The 18,924-nt window shown below is 72.6% G+C and carries 19 protein-coding genes; 5 read left to right on the forward strand and 14 right to left on the reverse strand.

The window, feature by feature from the left end; translation table 11 throughout:
- Positions 1 to 78 precede the first annotated feature (78 nt).
- The gene (locus ACFY32_RS06520) at positions 79 to 1,839 is read right to left on the reverse strand and encodes a serine/threonine-protein kinase (RefSeq protein ID WP_390673609.1); all 1,761 of its coding nucleotides are present in this window, start codon (positions 1,837 to 1,839) and stop codon (positions 79 to 81) included.
- 60 nt (positions 1,840 to 1,899) lie between these two features.
- Positions 1,900 to 2,748 carry a menaquinone biosynthesis protein gene (locus tag ACFY32_RS06525; protein ID WP_359189582.1) on the reverse strand — a complete coding sequence of 283 codons (849 nt, stop codon included), beginning with the start codon at positions 2,746 to 2,748 and terminating at the stop codon, positions 1,900 to 1,902.
- Between the two features lie 334 nt (positions 2,749 to 3,082).
- Here ACFY32_RS06525 and ACFY32_RS06530 point away from each other — a divergent pair, with 334 nt between their 5' ends.
- Together ACFY32_RS06530 and ACFY32_RS06535 are read left to right on the forward strand one after the other, a co-directional pair.
- Positions 3,083 to 3,286, forward strand: coding sequence for a cold-shock protein (locus ACFY32_RS06530; RefSeq protein ID WP_004984723.1), 204 nt, complete (start codon positions 3,083 to 3,085; stop codon positions 3,284 to 3,286).
- Positions 3,287 to 3,410: 124 nt separating this feature from the next.
- Complete coding sequence (locus ACFY32_RS06535; protein ID WP_390673570.1) at positions 3,411 to 4,088, forward strand: class I SAM-dependent DNA methyltransferase; 678 nt, start codon at positions 3,411 to 3,413, stop codon at positions 4,086 to 4,088.
- Positions 4,089 to 4,107: 19 nt separating this feature from the next.
- Here the strand turns inward: ACFY32_RS06535 and ACFY32_RS06540 are convergent, their stop codons facing one another.
- Both ACFY32_RS06540 and ACFY32_RS06545 read right to left on the reverse strand, forming a co-directional pair.
- Positions 4,108 to 6,036 (reverse strand): AMP-dependent synthetase/ligase, encoded by a 1,929-nt coding sequence (locus ACFY32_RS06540; RefSeq protein ID WP_359189588.1) that lies wholly within the window; start codon positions 6,034 to 6,036, stop codon positions 4,108 to 4,110.
- 204 nt (positions 6,037 to 6,240) lie between these two features.
- On the reverse strand, positions 6,241 to 7,527 hold the full coding sequence (locus ACFY32_RS06545; protein WP_390673571.1) for an acetyl-CoA C-acetyltransferase: 1,287 nt from the start codon (positions 7,525 to 7,527) through the stop codon (positions 6,241 to 6,243).
- A gap of 102 nt (positions 7,528 to 7,629) precedes the next feature.
- On the opposite strand from ACFY32_RS06545, the gene ACFY32_RS06550 reads away from it, so the two are divergent.
- Together ACFY32_RS06550 and ACFY32_RS06555 are read left to right on the forward strand one after the other, a co-directional pair.
- On the forward strand, positions 7,630 to 9,039 hold the full coding sequence (locus ACFY32_RS06550; RefSeq protein WP_390673572.1) for a 3-oxoacyl-ACP reductase: 1,410 nt from the start codon (positions 7,630 to 7,632) through the stop codon (positions 9,037 to 9,039).
- Positions 9,039 to 9,887 (forward strand): MaoC/PaaZ C-terminal domain-containing protein, encoded by an 849-nt coding sequence (locus ACFY32_RS06555; RefSeq protein ID WP_390673573.1) that lies wholly within the window; start codon positions 9,039 to 9,041, stop codon positions 9,885 to 9,887. Before ACFY32_RS06550 ends, ACFY32_RS06555 begins: the two co-directional genes overlap by 1 nt.
- Before the next feature lie 66 nt (positions 9,888 to 9,953).
- On the opposite strand, the gene ACFY32_RS06560 is transcribed toward ACFY32_RS06555, so the two are convergent.
- From ACFY32_RS06560 to ACFY32_RS06600, 9 genes are all read right to left on the reverse strand, one after another.
- Positions 9,954 to 10,634: a TetR/AcrR family transcriptional regulator gene (locus ACFY32_RS06560; RefSeq protein WP_390673574.1), complete on the reverse strand. Its 681-nt coding sequence runs from the start codon at positions 10,632 to 10,634 to the stop codon at positions 9,954 to 9,956.
- 43 nt (positions 10,635 to 10,677) lie between these two features.
- Positions 10,678 to 12,000 (reverse strand): dicarboxylate/amino acid:cation symporter, encoded by a 1,323-nt coding sequence (locus ACFY32_RS06565; RefSeq protein WP_390673610.1) that lies wholly within the window; start codon positions 11,998 to 12,000, stop codon positions 10,678 to 10,680.
- 291 nt (positions 12,001 to 12,291) lie between these two features.
- Complete coding sequence (locus ACFY32_RS06570; RefSeq protein WP_390673575.1) at positions 12,292 to 12,591, reverse strand: DUF4229 domain-containing protein; 300 nt, start codon at positions 12,589 to 12,591, stop codon at positions 12,292 to 12,294.
- Between the two features lie 85 nt (positions 12,592 to 12,676).
- Positions 12,677 to 13,201: a GNAT family N-acetyltransferase gene (locus tag ACFY32_RS06575; protein ID WP_359189606.1), complete on the reverse strand. Its 525-nt coding sequence runs from the start codon at positions 13,199 to 13,201 to the stop codon at positions 12,677 to 12,679.
- An 84-nt stretch (positions 13,202 to 13,285) separates the two neighbouring features.
- Positions 13,286 to 14,449, reverse strand: a complete 1,164-nt coding sequence (gene mqnE, locus ACFY32_RS06580; protein ID WP_359189609.1) for an aminofutalosine synthase MqnE — start codon at positions 14,447 to 14,449, stop codon at positions 13,286 to 13,288.
- Positions 14,450 to 14,487: 38 nt separating this feature from the next.
- Positions 14,488 to 14,943, reverse strand: coding sequence for an Lrp/AsnC family transcriptional regulator (locus ACFY32_RS06585; RefSeq protein ID WP_190207638.1), 456 nt, complete (start codon positions 14,941 to 14,943; stop codon positions 14,488 to 14,490).
- A gap of 57 nt (positions 14,944 to 15,000) precedes the next feature.
- Entirely contained in the window at positions 15,001 to 15,678 is a 678-nt protein-coding gene (locus ACFY32_RS06590) for a UbiX family flavin prenyltransferase (RefSeq protein WP_359189613.1), read from the reverse strand.
- A 35-nt stretch (positions 15,679 to 15,713) separates the two neighbouring features.
- Positions 15,714 to 16,565: a menaquinone biosynthesis prenyltransferase MqnP gene (gene mqnP / locus ACFY32_RS06595; RefSeq protein WP_390673611.1), complete on the reverse strand. Its 852-nt coding sequence runs from the start codon at positions 16,563 to 16,565 to the stop codon at positions 15,714 to 15,716.
- A 71-nt stretch (positions 16,566 to 16,636) separates the two neighbouring features.
- Complete coding sequence (locus tag ACFY32_RS06600; RefSeq protein ID WP_359189619.1) at positions 16,637 to 18,094, reverse strand: menaquinone biosynthesis decarboxylase; 1,458 nt, start codon at positions 18,092 to 18,094, stop codon at positions 16,637 to 16,639.
- Between the two features lie 67 nt (positions 18,095 to 18,161).
- Between ACFY32_RS06600 and ACFY32_RS06605 the strand changes: the two genes are divergently transcribed.
- A complete protein-coding gene (locus ACFY32_RS06605) occupies positions 18,162 to 18,452 on the forward strand; it encodes a PLD nuclease N-terminal domain-containing protein (protein WP_359189622.1) in 291 nt (96 codons plus the stop codon).
- A 5-nt stretch (positions 18,453 to 18,457) separates the two neighbouring features.
- Here ACFY32_RS06605 and ACFY32_RS06610 read toward each other — a convergent pair whose 3' ends face one another.
- The gene (locus ACFY32_RS06610; protein ID WP_359189624.1) at positions 18,458 to 18,862 is read right to left on the reverse strand and encodes an SRPBCC domain-containing protein; all 405 of its coding nucleotides are present in this window, start codon (positions 18,860 to 18,862) and stop codon (positions 18,458 to 18,460) included.
- Positions 18,863 to 18,924: the final 62 nt, after the last annotated feature.

An 18,924-nucleotide genomic window follows, 5' to 3' on the forward strand; every position in this document is an offset into this window, starting at 1 on the left:
CGGCCCGCTCCGGGTGACCCGAATTCTCACCGGGGGGTGAGCGGCGCGGTGCTTCGTGGCGGGGCCCCGGCCCGGCGGCTACCTGATCCGTGACATCCGGGCCTGCGGGCGTCCGGAGTCCTCGCTGTCCGACTCGTAGCGCACGTCGTCGCCCACGGGGGTGAGGCGGACGGTGTGCCGGGCCTGGTCGCAGACGCTCCGGTTGCCGGCGGCGCCCACCGCGTCGGCGACGAGCTGCCGGGCCGACACCCGCTTGAGGGTCAGTACGTCGTCGCAGGTGCCGCCGGCGGTGTCGGTGCGGCGCAGGATGCCGAGCCGCTGGCCCGGCCGCGCCTGCCGGACGGTCAGCCGGAAGGTGCCCAGCGGCAGGTCGCCGTCGCGGGCCGCGGCCCGCCCTTCCCAGGTGCCGACGTACGCGGCCGGGACCCGGTCGGTGGGGGCGCCGGCCGGCGCGGAGGCGGCGGGTCCGGCGTCGTTCGAGCCGCCCGCGTCGTCGGTGCCGCTCGGCAGCAGGTCGAACACGGCCACCGACCCGATCGTCACCGCCGCCAGCGCGCCCGCGACCGCCAGGGCGACCGTGCAGCTCAGCTTCCGGACCCGCCCGGCGCCTTCCTCCGACGCCGTGGCCGCCACGGTGAGGGAGAGCCTCCCGGGACCACGACCGCCCGCCCGCGCCGGCTCCCCCGCCCGCCCGGTTCCACCGTCAGCGGGCCGGGCGGGCTCGTACGACCGCCCGGAACCGGAGCCGGCGTCGGAGCCGGCGTCGGAGCCGGCGTCGGAGCCGGAGCCGGAGCCGGAGCCGGAGCCGGAACCGGAGCCGGAACCGGAGCCGGAGCCGGAGCCGGAGCCGGCGTCGGCGTCGGCGTCGGCGTCGGCGTCGCCGGGGACGCCCCCCACCGACGGGCTGCTGAACCCGATCGGTCCCGAGGCCGGTTCGCCCGTCGGGTCCAGGTTGAGCAGGTGTACGGCGCTGCGGCTGACCTGTTCCACCAGGGGGCCCGGCAGCCACCCGCCCGCGACGAGGCGGGCCGCGCCGCCGTCGGGAGCCAGGCGGCGGGCGATGTCCGCCGGGGCCGGGCGAGCGGACGGGTCCTTGGCCAGGCAGTCGGCGGCGAGGCCGCGGAGGTCGCCGGTGAGGGTGCCGAGGTCGGGCTCCTCGTGGACGACCTGGTAGAGCAGGGCGGCCGAGGTGTCCCCGCGGAACGGGGGTTCGCCGGTCGCCGCGAAGGCCAGGACCGCGCCCAGGGAGAAGACGTCGGCCGCGCCGGTGACGTCCCGGCCGAGTATCTGCTCGGGGGACATGTAGCCGGGCGAGCCGACCGAGACGCCGGTGGAGGTCAGGGACGTCGTGCCGTCCGTGGCGCGGGCGACGCCGAAGTCGATCAGCAGCGGGCCGTCGAGGGTGAGCAGCACGTTGGAGGGCTTGACGTCGCGGTGGACCAGGCCCAGGGCGTGCACGGCGGTCAGCGCCTCGCCGAGGCCCGCGCCCAGCACCCGTACGGTGTGCGCGGGCAGCGGGCCGCCGTCGGAGACCGCCGCCGCGAGGGACGGACCGGCCGCGTACGCCGTGGCCACCCAGGGCACGCGCGCCCCGGGGTCGGCGTCCAGGACGGGCGCGGTCCAGGCGCCGCCCACCCGGCGGGCGGCGTCGACCTCACGCCGGAACCGGGCGCGGAACTCCTCGTCCAGCGCGAAGTGCGGGTGCACGATCTTCACCGCGACCGTGCGCCCCCCGGCGCTGCGGCCCAGGTAGACCCGGCCCATGCCGCCGGAGCCGAGCCGGCCGAGCAGCCTGTACGGGCCCACCGCCGTGGGTTCGCCGGCCTCCAGCGGGCGCATGGCGTCCACCCCTCCCCCGGGTACGTGGCCTGGAGAGCAGGGTAGTGCGCCGGGGGCCGGTCAGGGCTGGAGCAGTTCCACCTTCACGTCCGCCGGGAAGCCGGTGGTCGGCCCGACCAGGCGGGCGAACTCGGCGGCAGCGGCGAGCTGCGGGGCGCCGAAGCGGAAGTCCAGGGTGGTGAAGTACTGGGCGAGGGTCGCCTCGTCGAAGTCCTCCCAGCGGGCGGCCTGCTCGGCGACCTTGTCGACCTCTTCCAGGGAGAGGTTGCGGGAGGCGAGGAACGCCTCGTGCACCTTGCGCGTGATCACCGGCTCGCGCTCGGCGTACTCGCGCCGGGCGGCCCAGACGGCGAAGACGAACGGCAGGCCGGTCCACTCCTTCCACAGCGCGCCCAGGTCGTGCACGTCGAGGCCGAAGCGGGGCCCGTCGAGCATGTTGGCGCGCAGGGCCGCGTCCCCGATCAGGACGGCCGCGTCGGCCTCCTGCATCATCAGGCTGAGGTCGGGCGGGCACGTGTAGTAGTCGGGCTGGACGCCGAAGCGTTCGGCGAGCAGCAACTGGGCGAGCCGGACGGAGGTGCGCGAGGTCGACCCGAGGGCGACCCGGGCGCCGTCCAGGCGCTCCAGCGGGACCTGCGAGACGATCACGCAGCTCATCACCGGACCGTCGCAGCCGACGGCGATGTCCGGGAAGGCGACCAGTCGGTCGGCGTGCTTGAGGAACTCGACGAGGGTGATCGGCCCGATGTCGAGGTCGCCGCGCACGAGCTTCTCGCTGAGCTTCTCCGGGGTGTCCTTCGTCAGCTCGAAGTCGAGGAGCGTGCCCGTTCTCGCGAGCCCCCAGTAGAGGGGCAGGCAGTTCAGGAACTGGATGTGGCCGACGCGCGGCCGGGTGCGAGATTTGTCCACATCGCGAGGCTAGCCCTCACCCGGTCCGGTCCGAGCGGCGACCCCCGGAGGGCTCCCGGGGCGTTCTCCGGGCGCCCCGGACACCCCCCGGGCGTCAGCCGGACGCCGCAGACGTTCAAACCTTCGAGTGAAGTGATCTTGGCCTCTGTTGCTTTCCGCCGCCCGCATGCTAGGCTCGCCGCAAGTTGCAGTTTGGTTTCCCTTGCAGTACAGAGCCTGCGGAGCATGTGACCGCGGGCTCTCGTCGTTCTCAGACATATGCAGTTGTGCGGCATTTGGTCTTCACACTTGCTGGTGCTGGAGCAGGGCAACCCTTTGAGCCCAAGGAGGGCTTATGGCTACCGGAACCGTGAAGTGGTTCAACGCCGAAAAGGGCTTTGGTTTCATCGCCCAGGAAGGCGGCGGCCCCGACGTCTTCGTCCACTACTCCGCGATCAACGCGACCGGTTTCCGGTCCCTTGAGGAGAACCAGCAGGTGTCCTTCGACGTCACGCAGGGCCCCAAGGGCCCGCAGGCGGAGAACGTCACCCCGGTCTGATCTGATCCTCCGATCCGGATCGAGTTAGCAGTACCCAAGGAGTCCCGCGCCGTCCCGACGGCGACGGGACTCCTGCCTTTTCCGGCGCCCGCCCGTTGTCAGTGGGGGCCGCTACTTTTCCGGTATGACGCAGACCACATCCGACGCGCCGCACGCCGGTGCCGTCCACCGCACCCGGGCCTTCTACGACGCCATCGCCGAGGACTACGCCGAGCACTTCCGGGATGTGCTGGTCGTGGCGCCGCTGGACGGGGCGGTCCTGGCCGCCTTCGCCGAGACGGTCCGGGCGGCCGGTGCGGACGCCGGTCCGGTGGCCGACCTGGGCTGCGGGCCGGGGCGGATCACCGGACACCTGGCCTCGCTGGGCCTGCCGGTCTTCGGGCTGGACCTGTCCGAGGGGATGCTGGCGGTCGCCCGGCGGGAGAATCCCGGGCTCCGCTTCCAGCGGGGATCGATGCTGGAGCTGCCCCTGGCGGACGGGGCGCTGGCCGGCGCGGTGTCCTGGTACTCGTCCATCCACACGCCCGAGGAGAAGCTCCCGGACCTGTTCGCCGAGTTCCACCGGGTGCTGGCGCCCGGCGGCCATCTGCTGCTGGCGTTCCAGGTGGGTGACATACCCCTCACCCTGGACCGGCCCTTCGGGCGCCCGGTCTCGCTGGACTTCTTGCGGCGGCGCCCGGAGCGGATGGCGGAGCTGCTGGCGGCGGCCGGGTTCGACGTGCGGTCCCGGACCGTGCGGGAGCCGGAGGAGACGGCCGGGGAGTCCGCGCCCCAGGCGTTCCTGACCGCCACCCGCGGATGATCCCGCCCGGCCCGCCCGCTCACCCCCGGTACAGGCCCTCCACCGCGTCCGCGAAGTCCCGCACGATCGTCTCGCGGCGCAGCTTCATCGAGGGGGTGAGATGGCCCTCGTACTCCGTGAAGTCCCTGGGCAGGACGGTGAAGCGGCGGATGGACTCGGGGCGGGAGACGAGCTTGTTGGCCTCGTCGACCGCCCGCTGGAGGACGGCGCGCAGTTCCGCGTCGTCCACGAGCAGCTCCGGCGGTACCGGGTGCTTGCCGTTCATCCGGCGCCAGTGGGTGACGCCCTCCGGGTCGAGGGTGATCAGCGCGGCGACATAGGGGCGGCGGTCGCCGACGATCAGGCACTGGGAGATGAGGGGATGGGAGCGCAGCCAGTTCTCCAGCGGGGCCGGGGCGACGCTCTTGCCGCCGGCCGTGATCAGCAGTTCCTTCTTGCGGCCGGTGATGGTGAGGTAGCCCTCGTCGTCGAGGCCCCCGAGGTCGCCGGTGGCGAACCAGCCGTCGGGGGCGGCGGGCACCACGCCGCCCGCCCGCGGGTCCCAGTAGCCGTGCAGGACCTGCTCGCCGGCCAGCAGGATCTCGCCGTCGGCGGCGATCCGGACGCGGGTGCCGGGCAGCGGCCAGCCGACCGTGCCGAGGCGAGGCTTGAGCGGCGGGGTGACGGTGGCGGCGGCGGTCGTCTCGGTGAGGCCGTAGCCCTCGAAGATCTCGATGCCGGCGCCGGCGTAGAAGGCGGCGAGGCGGCGGCCGAGCGGGGAGCCGCCGCAGATGGCGTACTTGACCCGGCCGCCCATGGCGTTGCGGATCTTGCGGTAGACCAGCGGGTCGTAGCAGGCGCGGGCGGTCTTCAGGGAGCGGGAGGGGCCGGTGCCGGTGCCGGTCTGCCGGGCCTCCAGCGCCTCGCCGTACCGTACGGCGACCGAGGCGGCGCGGTCGAAGGTGGCGGTCCGGCCGCCCGACTCGGCCTTGGCGCGGGCGCTGTTGTAGACCTTCTCCAGCATGTACGGGATGGTCAGCAGGCAGGTCGGGCGGAAGGCGGCGAGGTCCGGCAGCAGCTCCTCGGGTCTCAGACTCGGCGCGTGGCCGAGGCGGACCCGGGCGCGGACGCAGGCGACGGCGACCATGCGGCCGAAGACGTGGGACATGGGCAGGAAGAGCAGGATCGAGGGGTCCTCGTCCGTGCTCGCCTTGAAGACGGGGTAGAGCAGCTCGATGGCGTTGTCGACCTCGGCGAAGAAGTTGCCGTGGGTGAGGGCGCAGCCTTTGGGCCGGCCGGTGGTGCCGGAGGTGTAGATGAGGGTGGCGAGGGTGCTGGGGCTCAGCATGCCCCGGCGGACGTCGACCTCGGCGTCGGGTGTCCGCTCGCCGAGTTCCGCGAGCCGGTCGACGTGGTCCTTGTCCATGACCCACAGGTGCTTGAGGTCGGGCAGCCGGTCGAGTTCCGGGCCGAGGGCCGCCGCCTGGGCGGTGGTCTCGGTGGCGAGGGCGACGGCGCCGGAGTCCTGGAGTATCCAGCGGGTCTGGAAGAGGGAGGAGGTCGGGTAGACGGGGACGGTGACCAGTCCGGCGGCCCAGGCGGCGAAGTCCAGCAGGGTCCACTCGTAGGTCGTGCGGGCCATCACGGCGAGGCGGTCGCCCGGCATCAGCCCCTCGGCGATCATGCCCCTGGCGACCGCCCGGACCTGCCCGGCGAACTCGGCCGCCGTCACGTCCCGCCACCGCCCGTCCGGGCCCCGGCGGTTGAGCACCACCTTGTCCGGGACCGCCCGCGCGTTGTCGAAGGGCAGCTCGGCGAGCGACCCGTGCCGCACCGGGGGCGCGAACGGCGGTACGTACGCCTCCCGTACCACCCCGTCCAGCTTCCGTATCTCGGGCGCGACGAGGACGGGTCCGGGCGCGTCGGCGTAGGCGGCGGACGCGGCGAAGGAGGGAAGCGGTGTGGACACGGGCGGCTCCTGGGACGTGCGGCGGCGCTGCTCTGCTGCGTGACGTACGTGCCTCGCGCGCCGAGGCGTTCACCGGAGGACCACGAAGGGGGAGGTCCGGCGGTCAGGTCGGCGATCGTACGGGGCGCACGTGGGGAGTTGGTGCGGGTTCGGGAACGGTACGGCGCCGGGGGTGTGCAGTCTCGGGGGTTACCTGCCAGTACGTCAGTTTCGCTCCAGAATGGCGGTGACCCCCTGGCCGCCGGCCGCGCAGATCGAGATCAGCCCCCGGCCCGGCCCCTCGCGTTCGGCGAGCAGCTTGGCCAGGGTGGCCACGATCCGGGCGCCGGTGGCGGCGAAGGGGTGGCCGGTCGCCAGCGAGGACCCGGCCACGTTGAGCTTCGCGCGGTCCACGGGGGCCAGGCCCCGCTTCTCCCAGGCCGCGAGGGTGGCGAGGACCTGGGAGGCGAACGCCTCGTGGATCTCGATCAGGTCGAAGTCCTCGATACCGAGCCCGGCCCGCTCCAGCATCCGCGGGACCGCGTACGCCGGGGCCATCAGCAGCCCGTCCTCGCCGCCGGTGACGTCCCCGGCCACGAAGTCGACGGCGGCCGTCTCGTACGCGGTCAGGTACGCCAGCGGCTCCAGCCCCCGGGCCGCGGCCCACTCCTCGCTCGCCAGCAGTACGGTGGCGGCGCCGTCCGTCAGCGGGGTGGAGTTGCCGGCCGTCATGGTCGGGTCGGGGTGGGCGAGGCCGAAGACCGGCTTCAGTCCGGCCAGCTTCCGCGGGGTGGAGCCGGGGCGCAGGTTCTGGTCGCGGGCCAGGCCCCGGAAGGGGACCACCAGGTCCTGGAAGAAGCCGCGTTCGTACGCCGCCGCCAGGCGCTGGTGGCTGGTGGCGGCCAGTTCGTCCTGGGCCTGGCGGGTGACGCCCCAGGCGCGGGCGGTGACGGCGGCGTGCTCCCCCATGGACAGGCCGGTGCGCGGCTCGGCGTTGCGCGGGATGTCGGGGACCAGGTGCGCGGGCCGTACCTGGGCGAGGGCCTTGAGCCGGTCGCCCACCGACTTCGCGCGGCGGGCCTGGAGCAGGATGCGCCGCAGCCGGTCGTTGACGCCGAGCGGGGCGTCGCTGGCGGTGTCGGCGCCGCCCGCGACCGCCGATTCGGTCTGGCCGAGGGCGATCTTGTTGGCGGCGGCGATCACGGCCTGGAGGCCGGTGCCGCACGCCTGCTGGATGTCGTAGGCGGGGGTGCGCGGGTCCAGCGCCGAGCCGAGGAGGGTCTCGCGGGCGAGGTTGAAGTCGCGGCTGTGCTTGAGGACCGCGCCGGCCACGAACTCGCCGACCGCGCCGGGCTCCTGGAGGCCGTACCGCTCGGCCAGCGCGTCCAGGGCGGCGGTCAGCATCTCCTGGTTGGACGCGGTGGCGTACGGGCCGTCGGAGCGGGCGAAGGGGATGCGCGCACCGCCGACGACCGCGACCCGGCGGACCCGCGCGGACTCAAGGGAACTCATCTCGATCTGCTCCTCCACCGAACGGGACCGGTCCGACCCCACCTAGTATTACCTACGGTAACCTTACTCCAGAGTAAGCAGATCGGGAGCTGGGAGTCACGCATGGCCGACCGCTATCTGAGCTTCACCGGCACCGCGCCGGGCCGTTTCCTGACCCGGCGGTTCGGTCTGCCGCAGCCGGCGCCACTGCGCCGCTGGTCGCCGGAGCACCCCGAACTGGACGGCGGGACACTGCTGCTGACGGCCGGGAAGTCCGAACTGGACCTGTCCTGCCTGCGCGCGGACGCGTCCGACCGCCCCGCCGCCGTCGTCCTGGACGCCACCGGGGTGCGGGACGTCGACGGGCTGGCGGAGGTGCACGCGGCGCTGCATCCCGTGGTGCGGTCGGTCGCGGCCGGGGGGCGGGTGGTCGTGCTCGGCGCACCGTTGGACGCGGGGACGCCGCTCGGTACGGGCTCGTCTCCCGGCGCGAGGACGCCGCTCGACGCGGGCCCGCCCCGTGGTGCGGACTCGTCCCTCGGCGCGGGATCGCTCGGCGCGGGAGCGTCCCTCGGCGCCCGTGACCACCATCGCGCCGCCGCCCAGCAGGCTCTGGAGGGATTCATCCGCTCCCTCGGCAAGGAGATCGGCCGGGGCAGGACCGTCAACCTGGTCCGGACGGCCGACGGACCGGCCGCCGAGTCCACGCTCCGCTTCCTGCTCTCCCCGAGATCGGCCTACGTCAGCGGCCAGGTGATCGGCGTCGGCGCGGGCCCGGTCACCGCCCCCGCCGACCCCGCCCGGCCCCTCGCCGGCCGCACCGCCCTGGTGACCGGCGGGGCACGCGGCATCGGTGCGGCGGTCGCCGAGACCCTCGCCCGGGACGGCGCCCACGTGGTCGTCCTCGACGTGCCGGGGGCCGAGGCGGACGCCCGCCGCGTCGCCGGCCGGCTCGGCGGCACCGCCCTCGCCCTCGACATCACGGCCGCCGACGCGGGCGCCCGGATCGCCGCGGCGCTGCCCGACGGACTCGACGTGCTGATCCACAACGCGGGCGTCACCCGGGACCGCAGGCTGGTCAACATGCCCGCCGACCGCTGGAGTTCCGTCCTCGACGTCAACCTGGCGAGCGTGCTGCGCACCACCGACGCGCTGCTCGCCGCCGGGACGCTGAAGGCGGGCGGCCGGATCGTGGCGACGGCGTCCATCGCGGGCATCGCGGGGAACGCCGGGCAGACCAACTACGGCGCCAGCAAGGCCGGGATCATCGGCCTGGTCCGCGCGCTCGCGCCGCGCGCCCTCGCCGAGCACGGGGTGACCGTCAACGCGGTCGCGCCGGGCTTCATCGAGACGAAGATGACGGCCGCGATCCCGCTGTTCATCCGGGAGGCCGGCCGCCGGATGAACTCCCTCGCCCAGGGCGGCCTGCCCGTCGACGTCGCCGAGACCACGGCCTGGCTCGCGCACCCCGCGTCCGGCGCGGTCAACGGCCAGGTCGTGCGGGTCTGCGGCCAGAGCCTGCTGGGGGCGTGATGACCACCGCCGCGTACCGCACCGGCACGCTGAGGTCGGTGCCCGCCCTGCCGCCGCTGCTGGCCCGGGGCGCGCTGCTCTCCCCGGTCAAACGGCCGCGCCCCGGCGCGGAGTTCCCCCGCGTCCGCCTGGTCCTGCCGGGCCTGACCGCGGACCTCGCCAGGCTGGCGGCGTACGAGCGGGTGTGCGGCCTCCCGGTCGGCTCGGACACGCTGCCCGTGACGTATCCGCACGTCCTGGGCTTTCCGCTGGCGATGCGGCTGATGAGCGCGCGGGACTTCCCGCTGCCGCTGCTCGGCCTGGTCCACACGTCGCTGGACATCACCCGCCGGGCCCCGCTGCCGGCCGGCGGGGAGTACGAACTCGCCGTCCACGTCGCCGGGCTGGCCCCGCACCGCCGGGGCACGGAGGCCACCGTCGTGACGGAACTGCGGGCGGGCGGGGAGCCGCGGTGGGAGTCCCGCAGCACGTACCTGGCCCGGCACGGCACACCGGACGGCGCCCCCTCCGCGGCACGGCCCGACCCCCTTCCCGTACGGGCCGAGTGGCGGGTCGCGGGGGACCTCGGGCGCCGGTACGCCGCCGCGTCCGGGGACCGCAACCCGATCCACCTGCACCCGCTCACCGCGCGCCTCTTCGGCTTCCCCCGCGCCATCGCGCACGGCATGTGGACGGCCGCCCGGTGCCTGGCCGAGCACGGCACACCGGAGGCGGTGACGGTACGAGCGGAGTTCCGGGCGCCGGTCCCGCTGCCGGGGACGGTGACGTACGGGGCGGAGGACGGGCGCTTCGAGCTGCGGGGCGCGGACGGGCGACTGCACGTCACCGGCGAGGTACGGCCACTGTGAGCGCCACCCCGACCGGCCCGCGCGCCACCCCGACCGGCCCGCGCGCCGGCCCGCCCGGTCGGGCCGCTACCCCGCCCGGACGGCCGCCCCCTCCCCGGCGTCGTCCTCCGGCGGTATCCAGGGCCGGCCCCGCATCAGGTCGTCGAGGCCGGCCCAGGCGAAGTTCATCAGGGTCGCCGCCGCCTGCCGGGCCGTGACGCCCGGGGTGGCGCCCGCCCAGTCGGCGAGCGACTCGGCGGCGCCGACCAGGGCCTCGGCGAGCCCGGCGACCTCCCGTTCGGGCAGGTCGGGATCGCGGTGGGCGTCGCGGGCCGCGGCGGCGATGAGCTGGGTGACGAAGGCGACGATCTCCTCGCGGGCCGCCGCCACCTCGGCGGCGAACCGCTCCCCGTGGGTGCGGGCCTGGAGATGCAGCACCGCCCAGCCGTCGGGGTGCTGGGCGGTGTGGGTGAAGAACGCCCGCAGCCCGTTCCACAGTTGGCGGTCGGCGGGCTCCCCGGCGGGCCGGGCACCGGCCCGGACGGCCTCGGCGAGGGCGCGGGCCTCGCGGCGGACGACGGCGGTGAAGAGGTCTTCCTTGGAGTTCAGGTACAGATAGACCAGCGGCTTGGACACGCCCGCCAGTTCGGCGATCTCGTCCATCGACGCGGCCGTGTACCCGCGCCGCGCGAAGGTCTGTACGGCGGCGTCCAGCATCTGCTGCTCACGGACCGCACGCGGCATCCGCTTGGTCTTTCCGGCACCCATGCGGATCAGCGTACGGTCCGTGCGGCGGTCGTCGGACCGCGTCCTACGCGGCGGCCGGTACCCGGGGCTCGTCGCGGACCGGCTCCGGCTCCGGCTCCGGCTCGTCGATCGGGGAGCTGTGCGCCCGGTCGTAGGCGTCCCGGTCGAGCAGGCCCTCGCGGGCGGAGACGATGACCGGGATCAGGGCCTGGCCGGCGACGTTGGTCGCGGTGCGCATCATGTCCAGGATCGGGTCGATGGCGAGGAGCAGACCGACGCCCTCCATGGGCAGGCCCAGCGTGGAGAGGGTCAGCGTCAGCATGACGGTGGCGCCGGTGAGGCCGGCCGTGGCGGCGGAGCCGACCACCGAGACGAACGCGATCAGCAGGTAGTCGCCGACGTTGAGCTGGATGTCGAAGATCTGCGCGACGAAGATCGCGGCGATCGCCGGGTAGATCGCGGCGCAGCCGTCCATCTTGGTGGTGGCGCCGAACGGCACCGCGAAGGACGCGTACTCCTTCGGCACGCCGAGCCGCTCGGTGACCTTCTGGGTCAGCGGCATGGTGCCCACCGAGGAGCGGGAGACGAAGGCCAACTGGATCGCGGGCCAGGCGCCCTTGAAGAACTGCAGCGGGTTGGCCTTGGCGACGGTCGCCAGCAGCGTCGGGTAGACCACGAACAGCACGAGCGCGCAGCCGACGTAGATGTCGGCGGTGAAGGTGGCGTACTTGCCGATCAGGTCCCAGCCGTAGGTCGCGATGGCGGTGCCGATCAGGCCGACGGTGCCGAGCGGGGCGAGGCGGATGACCCACCACAGGGCCTTCTGGAGGAGTTCGAGGACGGACTCGCTCAGGGTCAGGATCGGCTTGGCCTTGTCGCCGAGCTGGAGGGCGGCGATACCGGCGACGGCGGCCATGAAGACGATCTGGAGCACGTTCAGCTCGGTGAACGGCGTGATCACGTCGGTCGGGACGATGCCGGTGAGGAAGTCGAGCCAGGAACCGGTGTGGTCGGGCTTGGCGCCGTCCTTCGGGGTGAGGCCGGTGCCGGCGCCGGGGTTGGTGACCAGGCCGATGACGAGGCCGATGGCCACCGCGATCAGCGACGTGATCATGAACCAGAGGAGGGTGCGGGACGCCAGGCGGGCCGCGTTGTTGACCTTCCGCAGGTTGGTGATCGAGACCAGGATCGCGAAGAAGACCAGCGGGGCGACGGCCAGCTTCAGCAGGCCGATGAAGATGCTGCCGATCTTGTCCAGGGTCGTGACCAGCCAGGACACGTCCTGGCCGCGGGCGAGCCAGCCGAGCAGGACGCCCGCGACGAGACCGGCGATGATCTGGGCCCAGAAGGGCACCTTGAAGGACTTGGTGGGTGAGGACACGGACAGGCTCCGTAGGGGGACGGGACGCGCAGGGCTGACGTGACGGGCGGGGAGAAGCGGGGGGACGTCAGGGGCGACAGCTCGCGGACGCGCACCGGCAGAGGTCCACGTGCAGCCGCTGCACGAGCGGGACGCTCGCGGGGAACGGGGGTGCGGCTACCGACTTCATGTATACGACATTAACACTATTGCTTTGAGACGCCCATAGCCTGACTTTGAGAGGTGGAACGCACCTTCTCCCCGCGCAACGCAAAGCGCCCCGGCGGACCGGGGCGCTGGTACGGGATCGGGGTCGGGTCAGGTGGTCTGGCCCTGGGCCCGGGTGGCGTCGTCGGCGACGTCCTCCTGGCTGCGGTTGGCGTCCAGGCTGGACTTCATCCGGTCCACCCGGCTGACGACCTGCACGGAGGCGCGGTCGCGCTCCTTGCGCAGCGCGACGAAGCTGATCGGGGCCGAGATCAGCAGCGCCAGCAGGACGATCCACATGCCGTTGGAGTCGCCGAGGCCGCGCGGGAAGACGCCGGAGTAGACGAGACCCCAGACGACCACGAGGCAGCCCACGAAGATCCCGAGGCGCATCAGCGTGTAGCGGAGCATCTCAATCCACTCTTCCGTTTCCGGCACAAAGGGGCACGTCCAGTGAAGCACGCCGGACCACCGGTTCCGCACGGGGGTACGGGCTTCAGGTCAGCGGCAGCAGCATGAACACGTCGTCGCGGTCGTCGCCGGGCGCCACCCGGATCGCGCCGGGCACCCGGCCGACCTCCTTGTAGCCGCAGGAGGCGTAGAACCGCTCCAGGCCGGTGCCGCCCCGGCAGGTCAGCCGGATCGCCTCGATGCCCTCGCAGGCGCGGGCCGCGTCGGCGGCGGCGGCCAGCAGGTCGCGGCCGTACCCCTGGCCCTGGTGGCGGGGGTGGACCATCACCGTGTAGAGCCACAGCCAGTGCGTCATCAGCCGGTGGGTGTTGAAGGTGAGGAACGCGGTGGCGGCCACCCGTCCGTCCTCGTCGTGCCCGACTAGCAGCCGGGCGCGGCCCTCGGCCATGGCGACCAGGTGCTTGACCAGTTCGGGGCGGATCTCCTCGCGGGTCACGGGCGGCACGAAGCCCACCGAGCCGCCGGCCTCGGAGACATCGGTCCACAGGTCGAGCACGCCGTCGCGCAGGGCGGGGGTGACGGCGGGATCGAGAGTAAAGGTAAGAGGCACACGACCATGGTAGCCATTACGAATGGGCGTACGCCCTGCCGCCGGGCGCGGGCGGACGGGGCCGGTCGCGCCCGGCGTCGGGACTCAGACCCGCATCGGCTGCGGCTCGTCCCGGCGCCCCGCGTCGGGCCCGTCGTACTCGCGGATGATCTCGTACCGCGTGTTCCGCTCCACCGGCCGGAACCCGGCGTCGCGGATCAGGTCGAGCAGGTCCTCACGGGTCAGCTTGTTCGGCGTGCCGTAGTTGTCCGCGTCGTGCGTGATCTTGTACTCGACCACGGACCCGTCCATGTCGTCGGCGCCGTGCTGGAGCGCGAGCTGCGCCGTCTGCACACCGTGCATCACCCAGAAGACCTTGACGTGCGGCACGTTGTCGAACAGCAGCCGCGACACCGCGAACGTCTTCAGCGCCTCCGCGCCGGTCGCCATCTGGGTCCGCGCCTGGAGCCGGTTGCGGATCTTGCCGTCCTTCATGTCCACGAAGTCGTGCTGGTAGCGCAGCGGGATGAAGACCTGGAAGCCGCCGGTCTCGTCCTGGAGTTCACGCAGCCGCAGCACGTGGTCGACCCGGTGCCGGGGCTCCTCGATGTGGCCGTACAACATGGTGCACGGGGTCTTGAGCCCCTTCTCGTGCGCCAGCCTGTGGATGCGCGACCAGTCCTCCCAGTGGGTGCGGTGGTCGACGATGTGCTGCCGGACCTCCCAGTCGAAGATCTCCGCGCCGCCGCCGGTCAGCGACTCCAGGCCCGCGTCGATCAGCTCGTCGAGGATCTCGGAGGCCGACAGACCGCTGATCGTCTCGAAGTGGTGGATCTCGGTCGCGGTGAACGCCTTCAGCGACACGTGCGGCAGCGCGGCCTTCAGCTCCCGCAGCGAGCGGGGGTAGTACCGCCACGGCAGGTTCGGGTGCAGCCCGTTGACGATGTGCAGCTCGGTGAGGTTCTCGCTCTCCATCTCCTTGGCGAGCTTCACCGCCTCCTCGATGCGCATCGTGTACGCGTCCTTCTCCCCCGGCTTGCGCTGGAAGGAGCAGTACGCGCAGGACGCGGTGCACACATTGGTCATGTTGAGGTGGCGGTTGACGTTGAAGTGGACGACGTCGCCGTTCTTCCGCGTCCGCACCTCGTGCGCGAGGCCGCCGAGCCAGGCCAGGTCGTCCGACTCGTACAGCGCGATGCCGTCCTCGCGGGTCAGCCGCTCACCGGAACGGACCTTCTCCTCCAGCTCGCGCTTGAGCCCGACGTCCATGCCCACACCTTTCCTCGACAACCCGACCAACGGTACGCCTAGACCTCTTCCGGCAGTTCCCCAACCCGGTTCTCCCACTTCGTGGAGAGCACGATCGTGGTACGGGTGCGGGAGACGCCCTTCGTGCCGGAGAGCCGGCGGATGATCCGCTCCAGGCCGTCCACGTCGGTCGCCCGCACCTTGAGCATGTAGGAGTCGTCGCCGGCGATGAACCAGCAGTCCTCGATCTCCCGCAGCTCCTTCAGCCGCTGCGCCACGTCCTCGTGGTCGGCGGCGTCGGAGAGCGAGATGCCGATGAGGGCGGTGACGCCGAGGCCCAGCGAGGCGGCGTCCACCGTGGCCCGGTAACCGGTGATGACACCGGCCGCCTCCAGCCGGTTGATGCGGTCGGTGACGCTGGGCCCCGACAGTCCGACCAGGCGCCCCAGCTCCGCGTAGGAGGCCCGCCCGTTCTCCCGCAGAGCCTGGATGAGCTGCCTGTCCACCGCGTCCATGCGATCGAAGCCTTCCGATGAATGAGGTCAGAGGAATTCGGGGAAAAGTTCTCGTGCTCAGCGGACCGGCCGTGCCCCGCCGCCCAGTTCGCCCCGCCACCGCCGGTACAGGCCGTGCGCGACGCCCGCCGCGTCGAGCACCCGCCCGGCGACGAAGTCCACCAGGTCCTGGATGTGGGTGGCGCCCGCGTAGAAGCCCGGCGAGGCGGGCACCACGGCCGCGCCCGCGTCGTCGAGGGCGACCAGATGGCGCAGGGTCCCCCCGTCCAGCGGCGTCTCCCGGACGGACACCACCAGCTTGCGGCCCTCCTTGAGGGTCACGCTGGCCGCGCGCTGCAGAAGGTCCTTCGACAGCCCGAGCGCGACCCCGGCCACGCACGCCGTGGAGGCGGGCACGATCAGCATCCCCTTCGCGGGGTACGACCCGGAGGACGGCCCGGCCGCGAGGTCCCCCGCGCTCCAGTACCGCACCCGGTCGAGGTCGACGGTGAAGGTGCCGGGCTTGCCGTCGGCGCCGCGGGCGAGCCATTCGCGCAGGTCCTCGCGCCAGTGGGCGTCCCGGAAGGAGATGCCGGTCTCGTCCAGCAGGGTGAGCCGCGAGGCCCGGCTGACGACCAGGTCGACGCTCTCACCGGCGTCGAGCAGCGCACGCAGCACGGCGGCGGCGTACGGGGTGCCGGATGCTCCGGAGACCCCCACGATCCAAGGTGTGCGCTGCGTTTCTCCTGCGTTCACGTCTTGAGCGTACCGGTGCGCCGTCCGGGCCGAACTCAGACGGTCAGCCCCCGGACCAGCAGGTCGAGCAGCGCGCACACGAACAGGGCGATGCCGATGAACCCGTTGACCGAGAAGAAGGCCCGGTTGAGGCGGGAGAGGTCGTTCGGCCGGACGATGGTGTGCTCGTACCCGAAGGCGCCCGCGACGACCAGCAGGCCGAGCCAGAAGAAGGCACCGGCGTCGGTGGCGAGGGCGTACCAGACGAAGAGGGCCGTCGTCACGGTGTGGCAGGCGCGCGCTCCCCAGATCGCCGCGGGGATGCCGAAGCGGGCCGGGACCGACCTGACGCCGATGCGGCGGTCGGTCTCGACGTCCTGGCAGGCGTAGATCAGGTCGAAGCCGCCGATCCAGACGCCGACCGCGAGGCCGAGGATCACCGCGGGCCAGGACCACTCGCCGCTGATCGCCAGCCAGCCGCCGATCGGGCCCATGGCCTGGGCGAGCCCGAGGATGGCCTGCGGGAAGTTCGTGAACCGCTTGCCGTACGGGTAGACCACCATCGGGATCACCGCGATGGGCGCGAGGGCGAGGCAGAGCGGGTTGAGCAGCGCGGCGGCGCCGAGGAAGACGACGAGGGCGATGAGCGCGCCGGTCCAGGCGTGCTTGACCGACATCGCGCCGGTGACCAGCTCGCGGTGGGCGGTGCGCGGGTTCCGGGCGTCGATCTCGCGGTCGATGATCCGGTTGACGGCCATCGCGAAGGTGCGCAGGCCCACCATGCAGACGGTCACCAGCAGCAGCTTGCCCCAGTGGATGTTGCGGTCCCAGTCGTACATCGCGGTCAGCGAGGCGATGTAGGCGAAGGGCAGCGCGAACACCGAGTGCTCGATCATCACCAGGCGCAGGAACGCCGGAACACCCCCGCGCGTGCGGGGAGCGTGGTTCGCGCTGCCCTCGCCGAGGGTGGCTTCGCTGCTCACAGCCCGTACTCCTTCCAGCGCCGGGTCACCCGGTCGTGTGTCTCCGGGTCGGACACGACCATGTCCGGCCAGCCCCCGTCCCGTGTGTACCCCTCCTCGGGGAGCTTGCGCGTCGCGTCGATGCCCGCCTTGCCGCCCCAGAACTGCTGGTAGGAGGCGTGGTCGAGGTGGTCGACGGGACCTTCCACGACCGTGAGGTCGCGGGCGTAGTCGGTGTTGCCGAGCGCCCGCCAGGCGACCTCGTGCAGGTCGTGGACGTCGCAGTCGGCGTCGACGACCACGATCAGCTTGGTCAGGGACATCATGTGCGCGCCCCAGATGGCGTGCATCACCTTCTGGGCGTGTTTGGGGTACTTCTTGTCGATCGACACGATCGCACAGTTGTGGAAGCCGCCCGCCTCCGGGAGGTGGTAGTCCACGATGTCCGGGACGATGATCTTCAGCAGCGGCAGGAAGAACCGCTCGGTGGCCCGTCCCAGCGGCCCGTCCTCGGTCGGGGGCCGGCCGACCACGATCGACTGGAGCAGCGGGCGCCTGCGCATGGTCACGCAGTCGATGGTCAGCGCGGGGAAGGGCTCCTGCGGGGTGTAGAACCCGGTGTGGTCGCCGAACGGCCCCTCGGGCAGCATCTCGCCCGGCTCCAGCCATCCCTCCAGGACGACCTCGGCGTTGGCGGGCACCTGGAGCGGCACGGTCTTGCAGTCGACCATCTCGATCCGCTTGCCCTGCACGAACCCGGCGAACAGGTACTCGTCGATGTCCCCGGGCAGCGGCGCGGTGGAGGCGTACGTCACGGCGGGCGGACACCCGAAGGCGATGGCGACCGGCAGCCGCTCACCCCTGCTGGCGGCGACCTGGTAGTGGTTGCGGCTGTCCTTGTGGATCTGCCAGTGCATCCCGATGGTGCGCTTGTCGTGCCGCTGGAGCCGGTAGAGCCCGAGGTTGCGGACCCCGGTCTCGGGGTCCTTGGTGTGCGTGAGCCCCAGGTTGAAGAAGGACCCGCCGTCCTTGGGCCAGGTGAACAGGGCGGGCAGCCGCTCCAGGTCCACCTCGTCGCCGCGCAGCACGACCTGCTGGACCGGGGCGTTCTCGGGCTTGACCTTCTTCGGCGGCAGATGGGTCACCGACCCGAGCTTGCCGAACGCCTCCCGCACCCCGACGAAGCCCTGCGGCAGCTCGGGCTTGAGCAGCCCGCCGATCTTCTCGGAGATCTCCCCGTACGACTTCAGGCCCAGCGCCTTCAGCAGGCGGCGGTCGGTGCCGAAGACGTTCATCGCCAGGGGCATGTCGGAGCCCTTGACGTTCTCGAAGAGCAGGGCGGGGCCGCCGGCCTTGTTCACCCGGTCGACGATCTCCCCGACCTCCAGGTACGGGTCGACCTCGGCCTTGACACGCTTGAGGTCGCCCTCGCGTTCCAGTGCCCGGAGCAGGGAGCGGAGATCGTCGTAAGCCATGCGGTCCAGTATCCCCGAGCGGCTACCCTGGCCCCGTACCGCCCACCGCTTTCGCTGGAGAGGCCCCATGCTGCGGGTGCTGATGTTCCTCGTGCCCCTCGCGCTGAGCGTCTACGCGTTCATCGACTGCATCAGCACCAAGGACGACGACGTCCGTCACATGCCCAAAGCGCTCTGGGCGATCCTCGTCCTGCTCTTCCCCCTGGTCGGCTCGATCTCCTGGATCATCGCCGGCAAGAAGCGCGCCACCGCACCGTCCTTCGAACGCCGTCAGTGGGTCGCCCCCGACGACAACCCCGAGTTCCTGAAGTCCCTCGACGAGGACCCGAGGAAGGACGAGGACCCCAAGGGGGACTGACCACGTCACGAGGAGCGGGACAGCAGCGCGATGAGGTGGTCGAAGCGGAGCCGCCAGCGGTGCTCGGAGTCGTCGCCGTCCCGGAACTCGTGGGTGAGGCGGAGGGCGGTGCCGTCGTCGCCGTCCCGTTCCAGGTGGAAGCGGATGCGGCCGCCGGCCTCGACGGAGTACTCGGCGATCCGCTCCACGTCCCAGGCGGTGACGCGTCCGCCGCCCAGCCCCCGCAGGGTGACCGCGCCGCCGAGGCGGGGTTCGAGGACGTCGGCCGGGGTGAACCAGCCCGCGAGCCCGTCCGGGGTGGCCAGCGCGGGCCAGACCTCCGCCACGGGCCGCGGCAGGCGGACCAGGAAGTGGAGGATCTGCGTACTGCCGTGGGTCTGGCTGGTGCCCTGTTCGATGGAACCGGTCATGACACCAGCCTGACCCCCGGGGCGCGCAAGCGCACGCGCCTGCGGCCTGAACCGGACGGCAG

Origin of the sequence: Streptomyces sp. NPDC000134 (genome assembly GCF_042899225.1) — a bacterium.
GTDB lineage: Bacteria > Actinomycetota > Actinomycetes > Streptomycetales > Streptomycetaceae > Streptomyces.

Excerpts from the sequence above, each read along its gene's own strand:
- ACFY32_RS06550 (WP_390673572.1), top strand. The coding sequence starts at position 7,630 with ATGGCCGACCGCTATCTGAGCTTCACCGGCACCGCGCCGGGCCGTTTC.
- ACFY32_RS06600 (WP_359189619.1), bottom strand. The coding sequence starts at position 18,094 with ATGGCTTACGACGATCTCCGCTCCCTGCTCCGGGCACTGGAACGCGAG.
- mqnE (WP_359189609.1), bottom strand. The coding sequence starts at position 14,449 with ATGGACGTCGGGCTCAAGCGCGAGCTGGAGGAGAAGGTCCGTTCCGGT.
- ACFY32_RS06530 (WP_004984723.1), top strand. The coding sequence starts at position 3,083 with ATGGCTACCGGAACCGTGAAGTGGTTCAACGCCGAAAAGGGCTTTGGT.
- ACFY32_RS06535 (WP_390673570.1), top strand. The coding sequence starts at position 3,411 with ATGACGCAGACCACATCCGACGCGCCGCACGCCGGTGCCGTCCACCGC.
- ACFY32_RS06570 (WP_390673575.1), bottom strand. The coding sequence starts at position 12,591 with ATGCTCCGCTACACGCTGATGCGCCTCGGGATCTTCGTGGGCTGCCTC.
- ACFY32_RS06585 (WP_190207638.1), bottom strand. The coding sequence starts at position 14,943 with ATGGACGCGGTGGACAGGCAGCTCATCCAGGCTCTGCGGGAGAACGGG.
- ACFY32_RS06610 (WP_359189624.1), bottom strand. The coding sequence starts at position 18,862 with ATGACCGGTTCCATCGAACAGGGCACCAGCCAGACCCACGGCAGTACG.
- ACFY32_RS06555 (WP_390673573.1), top strand. The coding sequence starts at position 9,039 with ATGACCACCGCCGCGTACCGCACCGGCACGCTGAGGTCGGTGCCCGCC.
- ACFY32_RS06520 (WP_390673609.1), bottom strand. The coding sequence starts at position 1,839 with ATGCGCCCGCTGGAGGCCGGCGAACCCACGGCGGTGGGCCCGTACAGG.
- ACFY32_RS06560 (WP_390673574.1), bottom strand. The coding sequence starts at position 10,634 with ATGGGTGCCGGAAAGACCAAGCGGATGCCGCGTGCGGTCCGTGAGCAG.
- ACFY32_RS06605 (WP_359189622.1), top strand. The coding sequence starts at position 18,162 with ATGCTGCGGGTGCTGATGTTCCTCGTGCCCCTCGCGCTGAGCGTCTAC.
- ACFY32_RS06545 (WP_390673571.1), bottom strand. The coding sequence starts at position 7,527 with ATGAGTTCCCTTGAGTCCGCGCGGGTCCGCCGGGTCGCGGTCGTCGGC.